A 22158-nucleotide genomic window follows, 5' to 3' on the forward strand; every position below is an offset into this window, starting at 1 on the left:
GTCCCTCTCCGGGACGGTTCAGTACCCCTGGTTGTACGGGTTCTGTTCGTTCTGGGGGTACTGCTGCTGACCGTAGCCCTGCGGGTACTGCTGCTGCGGGTACTGCTGGGCGTAGGGCTGCTGCGGGTGCGGCTGCTGCGGGTACTGCTGGGCGTGCGGGTGCGGCGGCTGCTGCCGCGGGTGCGGCTGCTGGGTGTACGGCTGCTGGCTGGGATCGGGGTTTCCGTAGTACTGCTGCTGCGGGTGCTGGTCGGCCGGGGGGACGCGGCGGAGCTGGGTGGTGGCGTCGTCCATGACCGGGGGCTCGTGGTGCTGCGGGGCCTGGGGAGCCTGCGGGGCCTGCGGCGGGTTCTTCTTGTTCTTGGAGCGGGCGCGCAGGAACTCGATCGCGATCGGGACGACGGAGACCAGGACGATCAGGATGAGGATCGCCTCGATGTTCTCCTTGACGAAGTCGATGCCGCCCAGCCAGGAGCCCAGCAGGGTCACGCCCGCGCCCCACAGGACGCCGCCGATCACGTTGAAGATCAGGAACGAGCGGTACCGCATGCCGCTGACGCCGGCGATGATCGGCGTGAACGTGCGCACGACGGGCACGAAGCGGGCCAGGACCAGGGACTTGGGGCCGTACTTCTCGAAGAACTCGTGCGCCTTGGTGACGTTCTCCTGCTTGAACAGCCGGGAGTCCGGGCGCTTGAACAGGGACGGTCCGACCTTCTTGCCGAACATGTAGCCGGCCTGGTCGCCGAGGATGGCGGCGACGCAGATCAGCGCGATCGCCCCCCACAGCGGGAAGTCGAGCTGCTTGGAGGTGATGAGCAGTCCCGCGGTGAACAGCAGCGAGTCGCCCGGCAGGAAGAACCCGATGAGCAGGCCCGACTCGGCGAAGACGATGAGGAGCAGGCCCCAGATGCCGAACGTGTCGAGGAGATAGTTCGGATCCAGCCAGCTCGGGCCGAGGGCAAGCGTCGTCACGGTTCCGGGCTCCTGAGGGATGAGGGCGGTGAGGCGTTCGGATACGGCCGCACAAAGCTATCAACGCCTTGTGCCCACCCCAGGTTCCACCGGTGGAGCCAGGATGCACTGTGGCCACCCTCGGACCGAGCTGTGAGCCACCGGGGTCAGCCGGCGCGGCGGTCCGCGTTGGCCATGATCGCGTCCTTGAGGTGCTCGGCGAGGCCGGGGCGCATCGCATCGTAGAACGCCTTGAAGCGCTCGTCCGCCACGTACATCTCGGCGAGGCAGCGGTGCATCTCGTAGGGACAGTCGTAGTACCAGGTGCCGATGTGCTGCCGGTGCTCCTCCGCCAGGGCCATGGCGGCCTCGCCGGACGGCGGCTCGCCGGCCGCCATGAGCGCGGCGTAGCGCTCGCTCCAGTCGGTCGCCTCGGCCATCAGCCGCTGCCAGTCCTCCTTGGTGTAGCGCGCGGCCCGGCGCTGTGACTCCGCGTACGCCTCCGTGCCGCCCCAGCGGGCCTGAGCCTCGTCGGCGTACTGTTCCGGGTCCTTGTCCCCGAAGACCTCGAACCGCTCCTCAGGGGTGAGGTTGATGCCCATCCTGCGTGCCTCCATGGCCTGCTCCACGGCCGCCGCCATCTCCCGCAGCTTCTCGATCCGGGCGGTCAGCAGTTCGTGCTGCCGGCGCAGGTGTGCGCGCGGGTCCGTGTCCGGATCGTCGAGGAGGGCGGCGACCTCGTGGAGCGGGAAGCCGAGCTCCCGGTAGAACAGGACGCGCTGCAGCCGGTCGAGGTCGGCGTCGCTGTAGCGACGGTGCCCCGCGCGGCTGCGCTCGCTGGGCGCGAGCAGGCCGATGTCGTCGTAGTGGTGCAGCGTGCGCACCGTCACTCCGGCGAAGCCGGCCACCTGTCCCACGGAGTAGCTCAACTCCCGCTCCCTTCTTCCGACGCCGGCCACGCTGCCTCCTCACGTGGCGTGAGGTGCAAGCCCGGTGCGGGGTTCAGTGGCTCAGCCTGCCGAACCCGCGCACCGCCAGCGGGACGAACACCGCGAGCAGGGCGAGCGGCCACAGCACGGCCGCCCAGACGTGGCCGGGTTCGCCGCCGGGGCCGCCGAACAGGTCGCGTACGGCCGTGGCGGTGTGCGACATGGGGTTGTGGCGGACGACCGTGCCCAGCCAGCCGGGCATGGCGTCCGGGGTGGCGAAGGCGTTGGAGAGGAAGCCGACGGGCCAGACCAGGATCTGCACCGCCGAGACCATCTCGGGTCTCCCGGCGACCAGGGCGAGGTGGATGCCGATCCACAGCATCGCGAACCGGAAGAGGAGAAGGAGGCCGACGGCGCCCAGGAAGGCGCCGGGGGTGCCGTCGGCCCGCCAGCCGAGTCCGTACCCGACGGCGATCAGTACGGCGAGGCCGAGGGCCGACTGGAGCATGTCGGCGACCGCGCGGCCCACCAGGACGGCCCCGTCGGCCATGGGCATCGCCCGGAACCGGTCGATCACGCCCTTGTCGAGGTCCTGGGTGACGGCGACCATCGTGCCCTCCAGGCCGAAGGCCATGGTGAGGGCGAGCATGCCGGGGACCAGGTAGTCGACGTAGTCGCCCGTCACGCCCCGGCCGCCGCCGACCAGGTAGCCGAACATCAGCAGCAGCATGACGGGGAACAGCAGGCCGACGAGGACCGGCACGGGCCGGCGGGCCCAGTGGGCCAGCTCGCGGCGGGTCATGGTCCAGGAGTCGGTCAGGACGTAGGTCCCGGGGGTGCTCACGCGGCCTCCTCGGTGGTCTTCTCCGTGGTCTGCTTGCTGGTCTGCTCGGTGGTTTCCGTCAGGCGCAGGAACACCTCGTCGAGCGTGGGGCGGCGCAGCGCCACGTCCTCCGCCTCGATGCCGGCGTCCTCAAGGGCCCGTACGACGCCGGTGAGCGCCGCCATCCGGTCGGTGACCGGGGCGCTGAGCAGCCGCCGGTCGGCGTCGGTGCGGACGCCGGTGAGCGGGAGGAGGGCGGCGGCCTCGGCGAGCCGCCCGGCGTCGCGCAGGACGACGTCGACGCGGTCGCCGCCGATCGCCGCCTTCAGCTCGTCGGTGGTGCCGTCGGCGACCACCCGGCCGGCGTCCACCACCGACACGCGGTCGGCGAGCTGGTCGGCCTCCTCCAGGTACTGCGTGGTCAGCAGCACCGTCGTACCGCCGTCGGCCAGGGAGCGGACCGACTCCCACACCTCGGCGCGGCCCCGGGGATCGAGGCCAGTGGTCGGTTCGTCCAGGAAGAGCACATGGGGGTCGGTGATCAGGGAGACGGCCAGGTCCAGCCGGCGGCGCATGCCGCCGCTGTAGGCGCTGACCGGTTTGCGCCCGGTGTCGGTGAGGCCGAAGCGGGCCAGCAGTTCGCCGGCACGCGCGCGTGCCCGCTCGGCGCCCAGGTGGTGGAGGCGGCCGAACAGTTTTAGGTTCTGCCGGCCGCTCAGTTCCTCGTCCAGGGCGGCGTGCTGGCCGAGCAGGCCGATGCGCCGCCGGACGGCGTACGCCTCGGTGACCACGTCGTGCCCGGCGACCTCGACGCGGCCCGCGTCGGGCCGCAGCAGGGTGGCCAGGACGCGTACCAGGGTCGTCTTGCCCGCGCCGTTGGGGCCGAGCATCCCGTGCACCGTGCCGCGCGCGACGGTCAGGTCGAGGCCGTCCAGCGCGTGTTTGGTGCCGTACCTCTTGCGTGCTCCTTCGACGGTGATCGCCGCGTCGGCCATGGAACCCCTTCGCTAGTCAAGCTTGACTACTGGCTCATGGAAAATACCCTTGCCCTTCTAACTGGTCAAACTTGATTAGTGAGCGTCCCCTGGATGCGGCTCACCCGTCCCGTACGGGTTCCGCTCGCCCTCGCGCAGCACGCCGACGAACGGTTCGCCCTCGCCCGCGAAGGTGTAGGCGCCGCCGCGGATGCGTTCGACGAGGCCGCGGGTCCAGCGGGCGCCGGTGTCGGCGGAGTCGACCCACATGTTCATGATCTCGCCGATGTGGCCGAGCTGCTGCGGGCCCTCCTCGGGCGTGTAGTACTCGGTGACGGCCTCCCGCCACGCCCCGATGGCCCGCAGCCGCTCCTGGAGCAGCTCCAGCACCTCCTCGCGGCGCAGGTCGACCATGAGGCCCAGCCCGGCGGAGAGCACGTCCGGCTTCTGGTCGTAGGCGGTGAGGGACTTCCGCAGCAGGGAGAAGTACTCCCGCGTGCCCTCTTCGGTGATCTCGTACTCGGTGCGCGGCGGGCCGCCCGCGGTGGACGGGGCCGTCTCGTGCGCGAGCAGCAGTCCCTGTTTCGCCATCTGCTTCAGGGCGTGGTAGATCGAGCCGGGCTTGGCGTTGGACCACTCGTGCGCGCCCCAGTACTCCAGGTCGTTGCGCACCTGGTAGCCGTGGGCCCGCCCGTGCTGGCGCACCGCGCCCAGCACGAGGAGACGGATCACTGACATGGGGTCCAGGTTAGGCGGGAGCGGAGCCGGGTCAGGCTCCGGTCCGGCCCACGTGCTCGATGGGGACCGTGCGGGTGCCGGTGTCGACGCGGTGGAGCACGCGCCACGCGCCGTGGCGGAGAGGGCGCTGACCAAGCCGGTCAGCGGCTCGCGGGAGTGCGGGCTTGGTCATGCGGTATCGGCTTCTCCGTGCACCCCGGCGCCCCTCAGAACGGGAACCCGCTCCGGCCGTGCTGCACCGAGATCCACTTGTGGGTGGTGAAGGCGTCCAGCATGGAGTCGCCGTTGAGCCGGCCGAGGCCCGAGTGCTTCTCGCCGCCGAACGGCACGATCGGCTCGTCGTGCACGGTCCCGTCGTTCACGTGGAACATCCCGGCGTCGATCCGCTTGGCGAACGCCACGCCCCGCTCCACGTCGCCGGTGTGCACGGCGCCGCTGAGGCCGTACGGGGTGTCGTTGACCAGGCGTACCGCCTCCTCCTCGCCGTCGAAGGGGACGACGAAGGCGACGGGGCCGAAGACCTCCTGGCGGAGCAGGGCCGAGTCGGCGGGGACGCCGGTGAGCACGGACGGCTCGACCAGGTTGTCGGTGCGCCGGCCGCGCACCAGGGCCGTCGCGCCCTGGGCGAGGGCCTGCTCCACGACGCCGGCGACGGTGTCCGCCTGGCGGGAGTTGATCAGCGGGCCGATGACGGTCTCGGGGTCGCTCGGGTCGCCGGCCTTGAGGGTCTTCACCTTGGCGACGAACTTCGCCGTGAACTCCTCGGCGACCGACTCGTCGACCAGGACCCGGTTGGCGGCCATGCAGACCTGGCCCTGGTGGACGTAGCGGCTGAAGACGGCCGCGTCGACGGCGTAGTCGAGGTCGGCGTCGTCGAGGACCACCAGGGCGCTGTTGCCGCCCAGTTCGAGGACGGAGCGCTTGAAGTGCGCGGCGCAGACGGTGGCGACGTGGCGGCCGACCGCGTCGGAGCCGGTGAAGGAGATGACCTTGGGGACCGGGTGCTCCAGGAAGGCGTCGCCGATCTCCGCTATGTCCGTGACGACGACGTTGAGCAGACCGCCGGGCAGGCCGGCGTCCTCGAAGATCTTCGCGATCAGGGTGCCGCCGACGATCGGGGTGTTCTGGTGCGGCTTGAGGACGACGCCGTTGCCGAGGGCGAGGGCGGGGGCGACCGACTTCAGGGAGAGCAGGAAGGGGAAGTTGAAGGGGCTGATGACGCCCACGACGCCGACCGGGACGCGGTAGACGCGGTTCTCCTTGCCCTCCGTCGGGGAGGGCAGGATGCGGCCCTCGGGACGCAGCGCCAGGTGGACCGCCTCGCGCAGGAACTCCTTGGCGAGGTGCAGTTCGAAGCCGGCCTTGGTCCGGGTGCCGCCCAGCTCGGCGATGATCGCCTCGGCTATCTCGCCCTCGCGCTCCTCCACGATCCGCAGCGCCTTCTCGAACACCGCGCGGCGGGCGTACGGGTTGGTCGCCGCCCACTCCCGCTGGGCGCGCTCGGCGGCCCGGTAGGCGGCGTCGACCTCGTCGGTGGTGGCTATCGCGATCGATGCGAGCTTGGCGTCGTCGTACGGGTTGAAGTCGATGATGTCCCAGGAGCCGGAGCCGGAGCGCCACTCACCGTCGATGTACTGCTGCGCCAGGTCGGTGAAGTACGACGACATGTGATCCCTCAATCCCTTGCTGCCGGGGCAGGCGGAGTCGGCGACCGTGCGTCTTCACGGAACGTCCGCGCGTCATCCTACTGAGCACCAAAGGGAGTTGGCGTTGCCTTTCGGTGTCAGGAGACAGGCGTCAGGAGACAGGCGTCAGGAGACAGGCGTCAGGAGACAGGCGTCAGGGGATCGGCCCCAGGAGACCGGCGTCAGGAGAGCTGGAGCAGGCCGCGCAACACGTCGCGGCTCTCGTCCGGCCCGGGGCTGTCCCCCTGCAGTTCCTCGATCGCCTTCTCGTACTGGGCGACGTCCTCGGACTTGTCCAGGTACAGCGCGCTGGTGAGCTGCTCCAGGTAGACCACGTCGGAGAGGTCCGGCTCGGGGAAGCTGAGCAGTGTGAAGGCGCCGGACTCTCCGGAGTGGCCACCGAAGCCGAACGGCATCACCTGGAGGCGGATGTTGGGGCGCTCGGACATGTCGATCAGGTGCTGGAGCTGGCCGCGCATCACCTCGCGGTCGCCGTAGGGGCGGCGCAGCGCGGCCTCGTCCAGGACGATGTGGAACTGCGGCGCGTTCTCGGCCACCAGGTACTTCTGGCGCTCCAGGCGCAGCGTCACCCGGCGCTCGACGTCCTCCTCGCTCGCACCGCGCGCCCCGCGGCGCACCACCGCGCGCGCGTACTCCGGCGTCTGCAGCAGCCCGTGCACGAACTGCACCTCGTAGACGCGGATGACGGAGGCCGCACCCTCCAGACCCACGTAGGTGGGGAACCAGCTGGGCAGCACGTCCGAGTAACTGTGCCACCAGCCCGCGACGTTGGCCTCCTTGGCCAGCGACAGGAGGGAGGACCGCTCCTGCGGGTCGGTGATGCCGTACAGCGTCAACAGATCTTCCACATCGCGTGTCTTGAAGCTCACCCGGCCCAGCTCCATGCGGCTGATCTTCGATTCCGAGGCGCGGATCGAGTACCCCGCCGCCTCCCGTGTGATCCCCCGCGCCTCACGCAGTCGCCTGAGTTGTGATCCGAGCAGCATGCGCCGCACCACCGATCCGGGCTCTCCCGCGCTCACGTTCGCCAGCCTCCCCAGCCGTCTTCAGAGGCTGAAGTCTGCCACTAAAACACTCCGAGCAGTACTCGTCCGATTACGGAAACGGAGAGCCTGCCAAGAAAACGCACAGGTAATGGCAAGGAGTTGCGGAGGCGACACCCAGGACGAGAGGTGAAGATGGCAGAAAATTTGCCCAACAAGCGGTACGGGCAGGTCCATTTCGGTCACGTGCACGTGCATCTGCCCTTGCATCTGCCCTACGCATCCGAAACCATGGTGCCGCACCACCGCGCCGCATCGCTACGACCGCGAACTCCCGGGAGTGCCTCGCATGGGGACGAATGGATCGACCATGCTCGAGCCGTTGAGGCAGGGCCTTCCGCCGCTGGACCCCGCCCACGTCTCCAGCGCCGCCTCCTGCGCCCTGCCGCCCCGCTACGAAGCGGTGCGCGAGGCCCGCCGGTTCACCCGCCGCACCCTCGACGGCTGGCACACGGGCGACCGGTTCGACGACATCTGCCTGGTGGTCTCCGAACTCGTCACCAACGCCCTGCGGCACGCGCTGCCGCCCTGCGGCACGCGGCAGGCGGACGGGCACGGGCAGGTGCGGCTGCATCTGATGCGGTGGACCGGGCGGCTGGTGTGCGCGGTGCGCGATCCCAGCCACGACAGTCCGGTGACCCGGGAGACGGAGGACTTCGCGGCGGAGTCCGGCCGGGGACTGTTCCTCGTCGAGTCCTTCAGCGACGGCTGGGGCTGGTACCCGCTGGCGGGCACGCTGCACGGCAAGGTGGTCTGGGCGCTGTTCCGGCTGCCGGACCCGTCGGCCGGGTGGCCGGACCCGGCGGCCGAGTGATCCGCCGCGCCCCTTCGCCGCGCCGCGTTTCTACGCGCGTCGCGGCGGGCCGCGCATGCGGGGCCGGCCGCGCATCGCGGCGGGCCGTGCGCGGGGCGGTCAGCCGGGTGGAGCGGGCCGCTGGGGCGGGCCGCCGGGGCGGGGCGGTCAGCCCGCGACCAGGTGGTCGAACTCCCCGTCCTTGACGCCCAGCAGCATCGCCTCGATCTCGGCGCGCGTGTAGACCAGCGCCGGACCGTCGGGGAAGCGGGAGTTGCGCACGGCGACGTCCCCGCCGGGCAGCAGTGCGAACTCCACGCAGGACCCCTGCGAGTTGCTGTGCCGGCTCTTCTGCCAGGCCACTCCGTGCAGTTGCGTAGCGGCGATGCCGTTGTACACGTCGTGGTTCACAGGCCGCTCCCCGGTGTCGCACTAGTGGCTGGTGTGGCCATTGATGCATTGGTCAACTGATGCGGATCATAACCTTGTTCACGTGCATCTGCTTGCGCAAATGCACGTGCACGCGGGGTGGTCTCACGATTACAGCCCCGTCCTGTGGGACGCCGGGCCGCCGCCGGCCGTTCCCGCGTCTGCCCCGACTTCTGTTGATCATGCAACAACATGTGGGACCCGCCTGACCAGGCGGGTCCCACATGTGAACGGGGTGGCCGGTGACGGCGTCAGCGACTGGAGTAGGGCAGCAGCGCCATCTCACGCGCGTTCTTGATCGCCGCGGCGAGCTGCCGCTGCTGCTGGGACGTGACGCGGGTGACCCGGCGGCTGCGGATCTTGCCGCGGTCGGAGATGAACTTCCGGAGCAGATCGACGTCCTTGTAGTCGATGTAGGTGATCCCCGCCTGGTCCAGGGGGTTCGGGCGGGCCTTGAGGGGCTTGCGGTCGCTCTTGCGGGGCACGGTGGTCAGACCTCCAGGAGGGTGTCGAAGCCGGACGGCAGCCGCTTCCAGGCGCCCGGTCCGGCGGCGTACTCGGCGTCGGTGAGCAGGCAGGACTCCAGCAGCCGTGCCAGCCCGTCCCGGTCGAGGCCGGGTGAGGTGAAGACGAGGTGCTGGCAGCGGTCGCCGTGCTCGGGGTGCCAGTCGAGGGCGGCGGCGGCCCTGCGCACGGGAGGCACCATCTCCCAGGCCGCGTCCGGCAGCGAGGCGAGCCACGGGCCCGCCCCCTCCACGCACAGGGCCCCGCCCGCGGCGTCCCAGTGCAGCAGCGTGTCCGGCTTGTCGGCCAGCCAGAACCGTCCCCGGCTGCGGGCCGCGGCGCAGGTCAGGTCCTCCAGCGCGGCGTACAGCCGCTCCGGGTGGAAGGGCCGGCGCCGGTGCCACACCAGGGTCGTGACGCCGTGCGCGTCGGCCTCCGCGGGCAGCAGGGCGCAGGCCGGGTGCTGGGCCGCCGCCGCGGCCTCCACGTCGAACCCGGCGAGCGCGGCCCGCGCCAGGTCCGGGGCGGAGCCCGCCAGGTCACCGTGGCCGATGGGGACCTGGCGGGCGGTCGGGTGGAGCTGCGCCAGCAGCTCGCGGTCCTCGTCGTCGGCCTCCGGGGAGTCGACGACGGCCAGGACGGGGGCGTACTCCAGTTGCCGCGCGAAGGTGTCGGCGACCGTGCGCTGGTCGGTGGCGGCCGCGGCGAGGCCGCCCTCGGCGAGGTCGTCGCCGTTGCCGAGGTACGGCAGCACCAGCGCCGGGTCGACGGCCGTGATCACGCCGGTGACGGTGAAGCCGCCGGCCGTGACGACCTCGGCCATCGCCTTGGGCTCGACGGAGTCCCACAGCTCGACGACGGCCAGCGGGACGGTCCCGGCGTCCGCGAGCCGCTCCAGCTCGGGGACCAGGTCCTCGCGCAGGGCGCAGCAGGCGCAGTCGTTGACCAGCGGCGCCTCCCCGGCGGACAGCAGGCCGGTGGCGTCGCGGACGGTGCGGACGACCGTGCCCGCGGTGGCGGTCGCCAGGTCGTGGTGGAGGACGACGCTGCCGGGGACGTCGGCCAGCAGCCGGGCCACGGCGGCCTGGCGGGCGTCGGAGTGCAGTCCGCCGACGATCACCACGGGCAGCGCCGGCCCGGCCGCCCCCGCCGCCATCTCCTCCGCCATCAGCTCTGCTTCCCGTACCGGCGCTCGAAGCGCTCCACGCGGCCGGCGGTGTCCAGGACGCGGGCGGTGCCGGTGTAGAAGGGGTGGCTGACGTCGGAGATCTCGACGTCGACGACGGGGTAGGTGTGCCCGTCCTCCCACTCGATCGTCTTCTCGCTGGTCATGGTGGACCGGGTGAGGAAGGCGTAGTCGGCGGCGCGGTCGCGGAAGACGACCGGGCGGTACTCGGGGTGGATTCCCTTGCGCATGGCGGTGCTCAGCGCTCCTCTCGGAAGTCGACGTGGCGGCCGGCGACCGGGTCGTACTTGCGCAGGGTCAGCCGGTCGGGGTCGTTGCGGCGGTTCTTGCGGGTGACGTAGGTGAAGCCGGTCCCCGCGGTGGACCGCAGCTTGATGACCGGGCGGAGTTCGTTGCGTGCCATGCTGCTATCTTACTGAAAATGAATTCCATTAACAGTCGTGTCCGTCAGGACTGACCGAGAGGTACGTCACCGTGTCCGCGCACTGCATGCTGACCGGCGCCCAGCCCGGCTTCGGCAACCGCATCTCCCACTCCCACCGGCGCACCTCGCGCCGCTTCGACCCCAACATCCAGACCAAGCGGTACTGGCTGCCGAGCGAGAACCGGCACGTACGGCTGCGGCTGAGCACCAAGGCGATCAAGACCGTCGACACGATCGGCGTCGAGGCGGCCGTGGCCCGCATCCGCGCCCGGGGAGTGAAGGTCTGATGGCGAAGAAGAGCAAGATCGCGAAGAACGAGCAGCGCCAGGAGACCGTCGCCCGGTACGCCGCGCGCCGCGCCGAGCTGAAGGAGATCATCCGCCGCCCGTCCTCCACGGACGCCGAACGCCTCGCCGCCCAGCGGGAGCTGCGCCGCCAGCCCCGGGACGCCAGCGCCACCCGCGTCCGCAACCGCGACCAGACCGACGGACGCCCGCGCGGCTACTTCCGTACGTTCGGGCTCTCCCGCGTCTCGCTGCGCGAACAGGCGCATGCCGGACATCTGCCCGGGGTCCGCAAGTCGTCCTGGTAGCTTGCGGCTTGTCGTGGGACGGCCCCGGCCGCCCCGCGCCGTCCCGGCCGTCCCGGCCGTCCCGGCCGTCCCGGCCGTCCGCTACAGCTTGGAGCTTCCGGTGACATGGATGACATGGGTGAGTGTGGACGGTACGGCGAGTACGTCGGGTGCGGCGAGTACGGGGAGTACGGCGGTCGGGGTGAGGGGCGGCCGTCCTCCGCGTCGGCGGGGGCACGGGCGGCTGCGGGGTGCGGCGGTGGCCGCCGGGGTCGTGGGCCCGCTGGTGCTCACCGGGTGCGGTGACGGCGGGGGTTCGGACGACGGGGCGGCGAGGGGCGCGAGTACGAGCGGGTCCGCGTCCGCCCCCGGGTCCTCCTCCCCGTCCGCGTCGCCCTTCGGCTCCGCGGCTCCCTCCGCGTCGACGCTCGCATCCGCGTCGACGCTCGCATCCGCGCCGGCGTCCGCATCCTCCTCCGCAGCGGCGTCTGCACGCGCATCGGCGTCTTCCGGTGGCGGCGGCGGGAACGGGAACGGCGGCGGGGGTTCGTCGTCCGCCGCCGTCGCAGTCGACGAGGTGGAGGGCAGTTGGCTGGCCACCGCCGGCGGCAAGGCGGTCGCCCTGGTGGTCACCGGGAAGCAGGCCGGTCTCTTCGCCACCGGCGGGACCGTGTGCAGCGGCGACGTGGGCGGGGCCGGCGGCGCCCTCACGATCCGCCTCTCCTGCACCGACGGGACCGACGACCGGGCGTCCGGAACGGTCGAGTCGGTCGACGGCTCGACCCTGGAGGTCGACTGGGCGGGCCGCCTGGGGACGGAGAAGTACCTCAAGGCCGAGGGCGCCAAGCTGCCGAGCGGGCTGCCGACGGAGGGCCTGGGTTCCTGAGCCGGGCCGGGCCGGTAACCTCTGCTGACCCCTGTCCCGCCCCCGGCGACCGCAGGGAATCCGTTCACCACCCGTCTCCAGAGGACCCGTTCATGCGCGCCACCCGGCCGACCGTCGCCCTCGCCGCCGCCTCCGTCGCCGCGGCGCTTCTCCTGACCTCCTGCTCCGACGAGGGCGGCGGCACCGACGAGAGCGGTGACAGCTCCGCCTGCCGGATCGGCGGGTCGGGCACGGAGATCGCGGCGAGCCCCGCCCCGGCCGCCGGGGACACCGGCACCGTCACCGTCACCCTGACCAACCGCGGCGCCGAGTGCGTCCTCGAAGGCTTCCCGACCGTGACGCTCCTCGCGGACGGCGCCTCCAAGGAGACCGGCCGGGAAGAGGGCGCCTCGGCGCGGCGACTGACCCTGGCCAAGGGCGCCGCCGCCTCCTTCACCATCACCTACGTGCGCGGGGAGGAGGACGGCACGAGCCTGGACGTCCGTACGGCGCGCTTCGCCCTGCCCGGCGCCTCCGCCACGCAGGACATCCCCTGGTCGTACGGCGCCGTCGCGACGAAGGACGGCGGGGACGGTGGGGACGGCGGGAACGGCGAGGGCGGACCGGACGCGACGGTGAGCGCGTTCCAGCAGATGGGCGACTGAACCGGCTGAAGCGGGCGTCCGCACGGGACCGTTCAGGGCAGCGGGCGACGGTGCCCGACCCGGGCCCGGTCGGCCGCGCGGACGCCCTCCGTCCAGCCCGCCTCGTCGGAGACGCCCCGCAGCCGGGTGGTGGTCGTCTCCGGGAACATCTGCTCCAGGCGGCCGGTCACCGCGACCTCGCGGGAGGCGAGCACGGGCAGCAGGCTCTCGTCCTCGCTGACCGGGGCCTCGGCGGCTTCCCGCAGCCGGGTGCCCACGCGGTGGGCGTAAGCCGCGAGGAACGACTGACGGAACGTCTTCGTCCGTTTCCGGCCGCCGGCCCGCTGGGCGGCCTCCGCCCGGGTCATGGCCGTCTCGGCCTGCACGAGCAGCGACGTGTGCAGCAGCTTGACCGCCGCGAGGTCGGTCTCGAAGCCGACCACGGTGGAGAAGCCGAGGTCCTCGTTCCACACCGCGCGGCAGTGGTTGGCGGCGGCCACCGCGTCCAGCAGTACCGCCTTGGCCTGCTCGTACGGTGGCTCCACCCCGATCCGGCAGGCCCCCGGAGTGTCGGGCGCGGGCGCGCGGGCGGCCAGCAGCGCCTCGTCGATGCTGTGCCGGGCCATCAGCTCCTGCGCCTTGGCGCTCAGGGCCTCGGCCTCCTCCGGGTACCCGGTCGCCTCCGCCTTGGCCAGCAGCGCGCGGATGCGGGCGAGGGCGCGTGACGCGGGGCGCACCCCGGAGCGTCCCTCGGAGTGTCCTCCGGGGGACGGCGTACCGGGCTCGTCCAGTGGCTCCAGGTGGGGCAGGCGCAGCAGCAGGCGGTACAGCTCCAGGACGGTGGTGGCGCGCGAGAAGCGGTCGCCGCGGTCCGCCGGGTGCGTGGGCGATCCGGCGGGGAGCCCGTCGAGCTGAGCGGTCCAGCGCGGGCCGCGCGGACGGTCGTACGCCGCCTGCGCCCGGATCAGGCCGGCGGTCAGCCGCAGGTGCGGGTCCCCGAGTTCCCGCCGTACGACCCGTACGAGGTCGGCGGGCTGCCAGCCGCGCCGCCAGGCGCCTGCCACGAACTCCTCCCCGCGCCGGGCCAGTTCGGCGTCGGCCGCCGGGTCGGCCGCGAGCAAAGAGGCCGCCGTGTCGAGGGCGGCGTCGTCGGTGCCGTACAGGGCGGTCCGGAAGGCGCGGTCGACGGTACCGGGGGTGCCGGCGGCTCCGGGGGTGCTGGACGTGCCGGGGTTGTTGGATGTGCCGGGGTTGCTCACCCGGCGATGGTGCCATGACCGCCGTATGACTTCCTGCCTCCTCCCTCCTTCCTCCTCCCTCCTCCGTGGACCGGCACTGTCAACCGAAGGTTGACAGTGCCGGGAGGCGCAACCTACGGTTGACACATGACGACGAACCCGAACATCACGGCATCCGTACGTCTCGACGACCTGATCGCCGCCATCAAGAAGGTCCACGCCGAGCCCCTGGAACAGCTCCAGGACGCCGTCCTCGCCGGTGAGCACCTCGGGGAGGTCGCCGACCATCTGATCGGCCACTTCGTCGACCAGGCCCGGCGTTCGGGCGCGTCCTGGACGGACATCGGCCGGCGGATGGGCGTCACCCGGCAGGCGGCCCAGAAGCGCTTCGTGCCGAAGGAGTCCACGGGCCCGGACGCGAGCGAGGGCTTCAGCCGCTACACGCCCCGCGCGCAGAACACGGTGATGGCCGCGCACAACGAGGCCAGGAACGCCCGCAACGCCGAGGGCGTGCCCGAACACCTCGTCCTCGGTCTGCTCGCCGAGCCGGAGGGCTTCGCCGTACGGGCGATCGCCGCGCAGGGCGTGACGCCGGACGCCGTCCGCGAGGCGGCCCTCGCCGCGCTCCCGCCGGCCGCCGACGAGGTCCCGGAACTCGTGCCGTACGGTCCGGCCGCCAAGAAGGCCCTCGAACTCACCTTCCGCGAGGCCCTCCGCCTCGGCCACAACTACGTCGGCACCGAGCACATCCTCCTGGCCCTGCTGGAGCACGAGAACGGCGACGGGGTCCTCAGCGGCCTCGGCCTCACCAAGGAGGCGACGGAGCGGTTCGTCACCGAGGCGCTGGCCGAGTTCATCACCGAGCAGGAGGGGGAGGGGGCAGGGGACGCCCCCGCGGCGGCCGAGGCGACGGGGTCCTGACGGCGGGCAGCCGGTGGGCGGACGGCGGGCGGGCGGCGGGCGGGCGGCGCGGTCCCGGCGTCCCGCCCCGCGCGGCCGTCCGTTGTCAGACCCTGCTGCGAGACTCGTTCCATGGCCGACCGGTGGATGCTCGCGGTGGCCGAGGACGGTGGCGCGGACGTCGCCCCCCTCGGCCCCGACGGGCTGCCCGCCGGCCCGGTACGGCGGGAGGCGGACGCCGCCGAGGCGGTGCGGGCCCGCCCGGACGTGGCCCGGTGGGTGTGGCGTTCCACCGCCGAGCTGTACCCGCGGCTGCTCGCCGCCGGGGTCCGGGTGGAGCGGTGCTACGACATCGAGGACGCCGAGACGCTGCTCCTCGGCCACGAGGGCCGCTTCGGCGAACCGAGGTCGGCCGCCGCCGCCCTGGCCAGACTGCGCGGCGACCCCGTGCCCCCCGACCCGCCCCAGCGGCCCGCCGCGCCGGGCGCCCAGTCCCCCCTCTTCGAACCCCGGGGCGTCCACCTCCCCCTCCCCGACCTGGCCGCCGTCTACGCCGACCAGCAGCGGCGGCACGACCGTGCCGAGCACCCGGACCGGATGCGGCTGCTGACCGCGAGCGAGTCGGCGGGGATGCTGGTGGCCGCCGAGATGAACCGCGCCGGGCTGCCCTGGCGGGCCGACGTGCACCGCGAGGTGCTGCGCGATCTGCTGGGCGAGCGGTACGCGGGCGGCGGCGAGCCGCGCCGGCTGGCCGAGCTGGCCGACGAGGTCTCCGCCGCCTTCGGGCGACGGGTCAGGCCCGACCTGCCCGCCGATGTCGTCAAGGCGTTCGCGGGGGCCGGCATCAAGGTCCGCTCCACCCGCCGCTGGGAGCTGGAGTCCCTCGACCACCCGGCCGTGAAGCCGCTCATCGAGTACAAGAGGCTGTACCGGATCTGGGTCGCCCACGGCTGGTCCTGGCTCCAGGACTGGGTGCGCGACGGCCGCTTCCGCCCCGAGTTCCAGGCCGGCGGCACGGTCACCGGCCGCTGGGTCACCAACGGCGGCGGCGCCCTGCAGATCCCCAAGGTCATCCGGCGGGCCGTGGTCGCCGACCCGGGCTGGCGGCTGGTGGTCGCCGACGCCGACCAGATGGAACCGCGCGTGCTGGCCGCGATCTCCCGCGACCCCGGCCTGATGGAGGTCGCCTCCCACGCGACCGACCTCTACCAGTCCGTCTCCGACCGCGCCTTCTCCGGCGACCGCGCCCAGGCCAAGCTGGCGGTGCTCGGCGCGGTGTACGGCCAGACCTCCGGCGACGGCCTGAAGAACCTGGCCGCGCTCAGACGCCGCTTCCCGCGCGCCGTGGCCTACGTCGACGACGCCGCCCGCGCGGGTGAGGAGGGGCGCCTCGTCCGCACCTGGCTGGGCCGCACCTGCCCTCCGGCGGCCCAGCCGGGCGACGACGGCACCGGTGAGGCCGGCCTCCCCCAGGACGAGCCGCCGGGGAGCCGGCCCGGCGAGACGTCCGGCGCCCGGGCCCGGGGCCGCTTCGCCCGCAACTTCGTCGTCCAGGGCAGCGCCGCCGACTGGGCCCTGCTGATGCTGGCCGCCTTGCGGCAGACCTGCGCGGGGCTCTCCGCCGAGCTGGTCTTCTTCCAGCACGACGAGGTGATCGTGCACTGCCCGGCCGGCGAAGCCGACGTGGTCGTCACCGCGATACGGGAGGCGGCGGACCTGGCGGGGCGGCTGACGTTCGGGCGGACGCCGGTGCGGTTTCCGTTCAGTACGGCAGTGGTGGGGTGCTACGCGGACGCGAAATGAGCGCTGCCCGCCCCGAAGGTCCTCCGGCTCGGGCCACGGCGGCACGAGCGGCACCGGCCGCCCTCGCCCGGCTCAGCCCGGCGCCACGGCCCCGGCGAGGACCGTGGCGACGATCCCACGGACGTCCTCGGCCCCGGGCGGCGTACCGTCCGAGTCCGCGAACCGCAGGTGCAGCGCCCCGACCAGGGTCGGTACGAGCACGGCGACGTCGGCGTCGGGCGCGACGCGCCCCCGTTCGCGCTCGGCTTCGAGGTAGGCGGTGAGGATGTCCACGATCTCGGCGAGCACCGGGACGCCCCCGGCCGGCCGCGCCTCGCGCAGCCGTACCCGTACCTGGTTCTGGAAGGTGACGACGGCGACGATCGACACGGCCAGCGGGCCGAAGAGGCGCAGCACGGCGTCGGTGAGGTTGTCGACCACGGTGCGGGCCCCGGCGGCCTCACGCAGCGCGGCGCCCTCGGGCCGCATCCGCTCGATGCGGTCCAGCACGAACTCCGCGAGGAAGGCGTCGAAGGACTCGAAGTGCCGGTGCAGGACGCCCTTGGCGCAACCGGCCTCAACGGTCACCGCGCGGCTGGTGAGCGCGTCCGGACCGTCGCGGAGCAGGATGTGCTCGGCGGCGCCGAACAGTTGCTCGCGCGGGTCCCGCAGGTGCACTCCCGTCGGCATGCCGCGTCCTCTTCGCCTTGTCGTGCTCCCCCACGTCCACGAGTGGGCGGGGGCCCACCCTACTGGGTTCACCGGGGCCGGCAGCACTCCTGCGCCACCGCCACGAAGGCCAGCTTGGCGCGCTTGACCTCGTCGGGCCGCTCATGGCGCCTCAGACAGTCGACGAGACGCTGCGCCGCGTCGGCGGCGTCCGGCGGGCCTTCCAGCAGCACCCCGCCCAGGGCGCGCTGCAGCAGGACGTCGTCGTCGGCCTGCCCCCGCCCGTTCCGCTCGGCGACGATCCTGGCCTCCGCGGCTCCGAGGAACTCCGCGTAGGTCTGGCGACGGAGGGCGAACTCACGGTGACCGGACTCGGCGCGAAGCGTCATGCGCACCGATTCCAGCAGCGCGTCCGCCTGCCGGTCACCCGCGTGCCGCGCGGCGGCGGCCTGCCGGAGGCCGGCGCTGCGGGCGTACCAGCCGGTGACGACACTGCCCGCGATCGCTGATCCGGCGGCGATCAGTGCGATTCCCCAGTCACTCATGCCACCATCCTCGCGACCGGCCCCGGCCCGCCACACGCTCCTGCGGAATGTGCGGCGTGGATCACTCCCGGCGGCCTGCCAACAGCCCGCGCCAGGATCGAACCATGTCGTCCGACGACGCGCAGGAACCCACTCCGACCTGCGAAAACACCCGTATCCGCCCGCCCTCCCTCGGTAGACTGGACACTTATGGCGACGGGCGACGGGCGACGGGCGACGGGCGACGGGCGACGGGCGACGGGCGACGGGCGACGGGCGACGGGCGACGGTGGCCCTCTACCGCCTGCTCGACGTCCTCCCCGTCTTCTCCGGTGACGACCGGATCACCCGCCTCTTCACCCTCGTCCCCGGCTCCGACTTCGGAGCGGACGCCCTCTCGGCGATAGACGCCCTCGGCGGCCGCACGGTCCCCTGGAGCGAAGCGCGCGACCGCTCCTACGACCTGGTCGTCGCCGCCAGCCCGAAGGGCGCCCTGCGACTGCTGCGCGGCCCGCACGTCCTCCTGCCGCACGGCGCGGGCTTCAACAAGTCGATCCCCGGCGAGGGTTCGGCCGACTCGGCGTCCGGACTGGACCCGGCGTATCTGCGCCGCACCGGACACGACGCCCCGATAGCGCTGCACGCCCTGGCCCACCCCGACCAGGTCGCCACGGTGGCCGCCATGGACCCGCGAGCCGCCCGGCGCGCGAAGGTGATCGGCGATCTCACGCTGGAGCGGGTACTCGCCTCGTCGTCCCTGCGCGACCGCTACCGGGCGGCACTGGGCACCGGAGCCCGCGAACTGCTGGTCCTCGTCTCCACCTGGGGACCGGAGTCCCTGATCCGGCGACACCCCGGCCTGCCCGCCGCGCTCGCGGCCCACCTGCCCCACGACGAGTACCAGTTGGCGCTCGTGATCCATCCCAACGAGCACAGCCTGCTCGGCACGTACGAGCTGACCGAACGGCTGGCACCGGCCCTCGACGCCGGGATGATCCTGCCGGCCCCCCACGAGGAGTGGGCCTCCGTCCTGATCGCCGCCGACGCGCTGATCACCGACCACGGATCCACCGCCCTGTACTACTGCGCCGTCCAGGACCGCCCCGTCGTCAGCGTCCATCAGGGCGGCGGCGAACTGATCCCCGACAGCCCGATGGGCGTCCTCCTCGACCGCGTACCGCAGTCGGTACGGGCCGAAGAGATCGTCGACGCGCTCCGGGACTACCGGCCCGGCCCCGGACAGGCCGCCGCCGAGGCCGCGTTCGCGCCGCCCGGCGACGCCGTGGACCGCCTGCGGACCGAGGTCTACGCCCTGCTCGGCCTGACGCCGCCCACGCACACCCTCACACCCCGGCCACTGCCCCCACCCGCGCCCGCCCAGCGCACCCCCGCGGCATTCGACGTCCACGCGGAAACCTCTGAGACCACAGCAAGCACAACAACCACAACGCTCACCCCAGCAACCACAGCAACCACCACAACCACAGCGACCACCACAGCGATCAACGCCCCCGAAGCCCCCACCATCCGCATCACCCGCCACCCAGCTCACACCGGTCCGCCCGGCCACCACCTCGCTGCGGAGCACGGTGCGGCGAGCGAACGGCTCTGCCGCTCCGCCGGCCTGCTGTACCGCCGCCCGCTCCCGCCCTCCGCCACCCCCTCCGCCACCCCCGTGGACCTGGCCTGGACGGCCGACGGCTGGACCCGGCACGCCCTGTCCGCCTACCCGAACTGCCGCTCGGCCGCCGTTGTACTGCCGTCCGGAGGGTGCCTGCTCAGAGTCCGCGGCCACGAGCACCCGTACGCCGTCCGGGCCGAACCACGCGCCGAAGGAGGCCGGATCGTACGGCTCGACCCCGCCGTGGCGCTGTCGGCCGCGTACGCCCGTCTGGTCTCCCCCCGGCCCGCCCCGAACAGCCCCACCGCCCTGAACTGCCTCATCGGCGCCCGGACCTTCCGCGTCACCCTCCGCCCGGCCACGGACGCCGAGGCCACGCAGCCGATCTAGACCAGGCCGTCACGCCGCCGGAGGTTGCGGGCCTCGGCACGGTGCTCGTCGGCCTCCGCCAGATTCCCCTCAGCGGCGTCGAGTTCGGCGAGCGCGTCATGGACGCGTGCCAGGTCGAAGCCCGAGCGCCGCCTGTCGGCCCGCCCGAGCGACTGTACGTACAGCTCACGGGCCTCGCCCGTCCGGCCGAGGCGGTGCAGTACACCGGCGAGGGCAAACGCCGAGCGTCCGATCAGCCTCTCGCGCCGCTGCTCCACGAACCCGGTGTACGCCTCGGACAGCAGCCGACGCGCCGCCTCCAGGTCACCCGTCTTCGCACTCGCCTCGCCCATCCGATAGGTCTGGAGCAGGACGCCGTAGGGGTTGGGGATCGCCCGGTGCAGGTCGCGGGAGCCGACGAAGTCGTCCAGTGCCGCGCTCCACTCACCCCGGGCGCCCTTGAGCATGCCGCGGTGCTCGACGGCCGACGCGGCGAGCTTGCGGTCCCGTTCGGAGTCCCCCAGCAGTGCCAGGGCGGACATCGCGCCGTCGATCTGGTCCTGGGCCTCGTCCAGTTCCCGCGACTCCCACAGGAACCTGGCCAGTTGGCACCGGGTGCGCACCAGCCACCCGGCGTTCCCGCCGTGCCGGACGGCCGAGTCGACGGCACGCCGGAAGACCTCGCCGGCCTCGGTCTGGTGGGGGTGGTCCAGGGCGTGCGTCCACACGGGCTCGGACAGGGCCACGGCCTCGGTGTCCATCCCACGGCCGTGGGCGAGGCGCGAGCACGCGAACAGCACATGGCGTTCCTCGGCCAGCCAGCGCGCCGCGCGTTCCGCCCGTCGGGCCCGGGTTCCGTCGTCCCCGGCCGCCGCCGGGTCCTCCAGCGGAGCGTCCGGCACACCGGGAACGGGGGCGAGCAGGTCCACGACGGTCAGCCGGCGCCCGGCGGCGAACCGGTCGGCCAGCTGAGCCTGCCGTACCAGCCAGCGCACCACCCTGGCCTGCGCCTCGGCCACCACGCCGTCGGCCGCCCCCTCCTCCCGGCGGAACCGGCGCAGGGCGTGCCCGCGCTGCGGCCCCGGCAGCCTCATCTGGCCCGCCACCGTCAGCGACAGCGGACGCAGGTCCAGTAACCCGGCCCGGTCCAGTTCCTCCAGGGCGTCCTGGCAGTCCTCCGGGTCCAGTCCCGACAAGGCGGTGGCGGAGTGCGCCGTGAACGTCTCCCCCGGATGGTGCGGCAGCAACCGGTAGAGCAGGGCCGCCGGGCCGGACAGACCGGCGTAGGCGGTGTCCCAGATGTGCTCCACGCCCGGCACCCCCTTCTCGTCCAACTCGGCCTGAAGATCGGTGAGAATCCGGGACAGCGGACGCAGCCGGTGCGTACGCACCCACCGGCTCGCCACGTGCAGGGCGGCCGGGAGGCCGTCGCACAACCGGACCACCGCCCGCGCCGCCTCCGGATCGGCGGCCAGCCGGTCGTCACGGACGATCAGCTCCAGCAGTTGCATGGCCGCCCCCTCCTCCAGCGGCGGCAGCGGCAGCTCCACGGCGGCCCCGGCTTCGAGATCGTGCAGCGGCCCGTGACTCGCGACGATCACCACGCTGCCGCCGGACGCCGGAAGCAGAGGGACGACCTCCGAGGCGTAGCGCGCGTTGTCCAGCACCAGCACCAGCTTCGCGTCCGCCGTCCTGTTCCAGTACTGCCTGCACCGAGCCGCGTACGGGGCCCGCACCTGGTCCGGCGCCACGTCGAGCGAATGCAGCAGTTGGGAGAGCACATCACCGGGGTCGAGCACGCCGTCCGCCCGGAAGTCGTCGAGGTCGGCCGACAGCACACCATCGGTGAAGGGGTAGCGGTCGAGCAGAGTACGGGCGATCAGGCCGGCCAGCTCCGTCTTCCCCGAACCACCCGGCCCGCTCAGCGCCAGGACCAGCGGACGGGACCGGCTCCGCCACTCCGCCACGGCCCGCACAGCACGTTCCCGCTCCTCGTCGCGGTTGACGAAGTACACCGGCTCCGGCGGAAGTTCGACCCTCACCACAGTCCCCTCGACCATCCACAGCACCCTGCACGCACTGCCCGACGATCACGCACTCTAGAGACTTCCCCCGCCCGGCGCCCGGCAGAACGGGATCCTCGGGTCCTCCGTCGAGGTCTCGATGCCCCAACGACCGAACGGACCGACCGGAGCCTCACCGAGCCGCCACCCCTCCGGCCCCACACCCGCCCGCCCGCCCGACAAAAAGGAAAAACCGCAGATCGAAAATTCGACCTGCGGTCCACCACGGAGCCGCCTTCGGGATTCGAACCCGAGACCTACGCATTACGAGTGCGTTGCTCTGGCCATCTGAGCTAAGGCGGCGTGTCCTGCGCACCAGGGTGCGATCAGCGACGTCGGTAAGTCTACACAGTTTCGCGGGGTGCTTCGTACCGGCTCCGGGTGGGCCCCGGAGCCGGTGCGGGGCCGG

24 protein-coding genes and 1 tRNA gene are annotated in these 22158 nt (G+C 72.7%); 8 read left to right on the forward strand and 17 right to left on the reverse strand.

The genetic code is table 11. The features are described 5' to 3' along the window. Positions 1–18: 18 nt before the first annotated feature. From ACZ3IG_RS30190 to ACZ3IG_RS30220, 7 genes are all read right to left on the reverse strand, one after another. Positions 19–975, reverse strand: coding sequence for a DedA family protein (locus ACZ3IG_RS30190; RefSeq protein WP_467436019.1), 957 nt, complete (start codon positions 973–975; stop codon positions 19–21). A gap of 146 nt (positions 976–1121) precedes the next feature. Next, a complete protein-coding gene (locus ACZ3IG_RS30195) occupies positions 1122–1883 on the reverse strand; it encodes a MerR family transcriptional regulator (protein WP_467436020.1) in 762 nt (253 codons plus the stop codon). Between the two features lie 73 nt (positions 1884–1956). Beyond that, positions 1957–2685 (reverse strand): ABC transporter permease, encoded by a 729-nt coding sequence (locus ACZ3IG_RS30200; protein ID WP_467436115.1) that lies wholly within the window; start codon positions 2683–2685, stop codon positions 1957–1959. 38 nt (positions 2686–2723) lie between these two features. Then, positions 2724–3701: an ATP-binding cassette domain-containing protein gene (locus tag ACZ3IG_RS30205; RefSeq protein WP_467436021.1), complete on the reverse strand. Its 978-nt coding sequence runs from the start codon at positions 3699–3701 to the stop codon at positions 2724–2726. A 75-nt stretch (positions 3702–3776) separates the two neighbouring features. Next, positions 3777–4418 (reverse strand): PadR family transcriptional regulator, encoded by a 642-nt coding sequence (locus tag ACZ3IG_RS30210; protein ID WP_467436022.1) that lies wholly within the window; start codon positions 4416–4418, stop codon positions 3777–3779. A gap of 206 nt (positions 4419–4624) precedes the next feature. Beyond that, entirely contained in the window at positions 4625–6085 is a 1461-nt protein-coding gene (locus tag ACZ3IG_RS30215) for an aldehyde dehydrogenase family protein (protein WP_467436024.1), read from the reverse strand. 200 nt (positions 6086–6285) lie between these two features. Next, entirely contained in the window at positions 6286–7110 is an 825-nt protein-coding gene (locus tag ACZ3IG_RS30220; RefSeq protein ID WP_467436116.1) for a helix-turn-helix domain-containing protein, read from the reverse strand. Positions 7111–7477: 367 nt separating this feature from the next. Here ACZ3IG_RS30220 and ACZ3IG_RS30225 point away from each other — a divergent pair, with 367 nt between their 5' ends. Next, a complete protein-coding gene (locus ACZ3IG_RS30225; RefSeq protein ID WP_467436025.1) occupies positions 7478–7981 on the forward strand; it encodes an ATP-binding protein in 504 nt (167 codons plus the stop codon). Between the two features lie 147 nt (positions 7982–8128). On the opposite strand, the gene ACZ3IG_RS30230 is transcribed toward ACZ3IG_RS30225, so the two are convergent. The 5 genes from ACZ3IG_RS30230 to rpmG all read right to left on the reverse strand — a co-directional run bounded on the left by ACZ3IG_RS30230 (position 8129) and on the right by rpmG (position 10482). Continuing rightward, positions 8129–8371 (reverse strand): DUF397 domain-containing protein, encoded by a 243-nt coding sequence (locus ACZ3IG_RS30230; RefSeq protein WP_215174570.1) that lies wholly within the window; start codon positions 8369–8371, stop codon positions 8129–8131. 269 nt (positions 8372–8640) lie between these two features. Further along, a complete protein-coding gene (rpsR, locus tag ACZ3IG_RS30235) occupies positions 8641–8874 on the reverse strand; it encodes a 30S ribosomal protein S18 (RefSeq protein WP_467436026.1) in 234 nt (77 codons plus the stop codon). A gap of 5 nt (positions 8875–8879) precedes the next feature. Next, the gene (locus tag ACZ3IG_RS30240; RefSeq protein WP_467436028.1) at positions 8880–10061 is read right to left on the reverse strand and encodes a CobW family GTP-binding protein; all 1182 of its coding nucleotides are present in this window, start codon (positions 10059–10061) and stop codon (positions 8880–8882) included. Continuing rightward, on the reverse strand, positions 10061–10309 hold the full coding sequence (locus tag ACZ3IG_RS30245; protein ID WP_467436029.1) for a type B 50S ribosomal protein L31: 249 nt from the start codon (positions 10307–10309) through the stop codon (positions 10061–10063). Before ACZ3IG_RS30245 ends, ACZ3IG_RS30240 begins: the two co-directional genes overlap by 1 nt. An 8-nt stretch (positions 10310–10317) precedes the next feature. Then, positions 10318–10482, reverse strand: a complete 165-nt coding sequence (rpmG, locus tag ACZ3IG_RS30250; protein ID WP_044382365.1) for a 50S ribosomal protein L33 — start codon at positions 10480–10482, stop codon at positions 10318–10320. Positions 10483–10553: 71 nt separating this feature from the next. On the opposite strand from rpmG, the gene rpmB reads away from it, so the two are divergent. From rpmB to ACZ3IG_RS30270, 4 genes are all read left to right on the forward strand, one after another. Further along, the gene (gene rpmB / locus ACZ3IG_RS30255; RefSeq protein ID WP_215174563.1) at positions 10554–10790 is read left to right on the forward strand and encodes a 50S ribosomal protein L28; all 237 of its coding nucleotides are present in this window, start codon (positions 10554–10556) and stop codon (positions 10788–10790) included. After that, the gene (gene rpsN / locus ACZ3IG_RS30260) at positions 10790–11095 is read left to right on the forward strand and encodes a 30S ribosomal protein S14 (RefSeq protein WP_215174561.1); all 306 of its coding nucleotides are present in this window, start codon (positions 10790–10792) and stop codon (positions 11093–11095) included. The genes rpmB and rpsN overlap by 1 nt, the downstream gene beginning before the upstream one ends. Before the next feature lie 556 nt (positions 11096–11651). Next, positions 11652–11960, forward strand: coding sequence for a hypothetical protein (locus ACZ3IG_RS30265; protein ID WP_467436032.1), 309 nt, complete (start codon positions 11652–11654; stop codon positions 11958–11960). 92 nt (positions 11961–12052) lie between these two features. Beyond that, the gene (locus tag ACZ3IG_RS30270; RefSeq protein WP_467436033.1) at positions 12053–12604 is read left to right on the forward strand and encodes a DUF4232 domain-containing protein; all 552 of its coding nucleotides are present in this window, start codon (positions 12053–12055) and stop codon (positions 12602–12604) included. 32 nt (positions 12605–12636) lie between these two features. Here ACZ3IG_RS30270 and ACZ3IG_RS30275 read toward each other — a convergent pair whose 3' ends face one another. Further along, a complete protein-coding gene (locus ACZ3IG_RS30275; protein ID WP_467436034.1) occupies positions 12637–13842 on the reverse strand; it encodes a DUF2786 domain-containing protein in 1206 nt (401 codons plus the stop codon). 126 nt (positions 13843–13968) lie between these two features. Between ACZ3IG_RS30275 and ACZ3IG_RS30280 the strand changes: the two genes are divergently transcribed. Both ACZ3IG_RS30280 and ACZ3IG_RS30285 read left to right on the forward strand, forming a co-directional pair. After that, on the forward strand, positions 13969–14742 hold the full coding sequence (locus ACZ3IG_RS30280; protein ID WP_467436036.1) for a Clp protease N-terminal domain-containing protein: 774 nt from the start codon (positions 13969–13971) through the stop codon (positions 14740–14742). Between the two features lie 111 nt (positions 14743–14853). Beyond that, positions 14854–16524 (forward strand): bifunctional 3'-5' exonuclease/DNA polymerase, encoded by a 1671-nt coding sequence (locus tag ACZ3IG_RS30285; protein ID WP_467436037.1) that lies wholly within the window; start codon positions 14854–14856, stop codon positions 16522–16524. 72 nt (positions 16525–16596) lie between these two features. Here the strand turns inward: ACZ3IG_RS30285 and ACZ3IG_RS30290 are convergent, their stop codons facing one another. Further along, entirely contained in the window at positions 16597–17193 is a 597-nt protein-coding gene (locus ACZ3IG_RS30290) for a TetR/AcrR family transcriptional regulator (RefSeq protein ID WP_467436038.1), read from the reverse strand. Between the two features lie 68 nt (positions 17194–17261). Continuing rightward, positions 17262–17717, reverse strand: a complete 456-nt coding sequence (locus tag ACZ3IG_RS30295; RefSeq protein ID WP_467436040.1) for a hypothetical protein — start codon at positions 17715–17717, stop codon at positions 17262–17264. Between the two features lie 268 nt (positions 17718–17985). Here ACZ3IG_RS30295 and ACZ3IG_RS30300 point away from each other — a divergent pair, with 268 nt between their 5' ends. Then, positions 17986–19707, forward strand: coding sequence for a translation initiation factor 2 (locus tag ACZ3IG_RS30300; protein WP_467436041.1), 1722 nt, complete (start codon positions 17986–17988; stop codon positions 19705–19707). Here the strand turns inward: ACZ3IG_RS30300 and ACZ3IG_RS30305 are convergent. Then, positions 19704–21746 carry a hypothetical protein gene (locus ACZ3IG_RS30305; RefSeq protein ID WP_467436042.1) on the reverse strand — a complete coding sequence of 681 codons (2043 nt, stop codon included), beginning with the start codon at positions 21744–21746 and terminating at the stop codon, positions 19704–19706. The genes ACZ3IG_RS30300 and ACZ3IG_RS30305 overlap by 4 nt on opposite strands. A 232-nt stretch (positions 21747–21978) precedes the next feature. Next, positions 21979–22052: transfer RNA gene (locus tag ACZ3IG_RS30310), tRNA-Thr, on the reverse strand. Positions 22053–22158 lie beyond the last annotated feature (106 nt).

This window comes from Streptomyces sp. NPDC016677 (genome assembly GCF_055562815.1).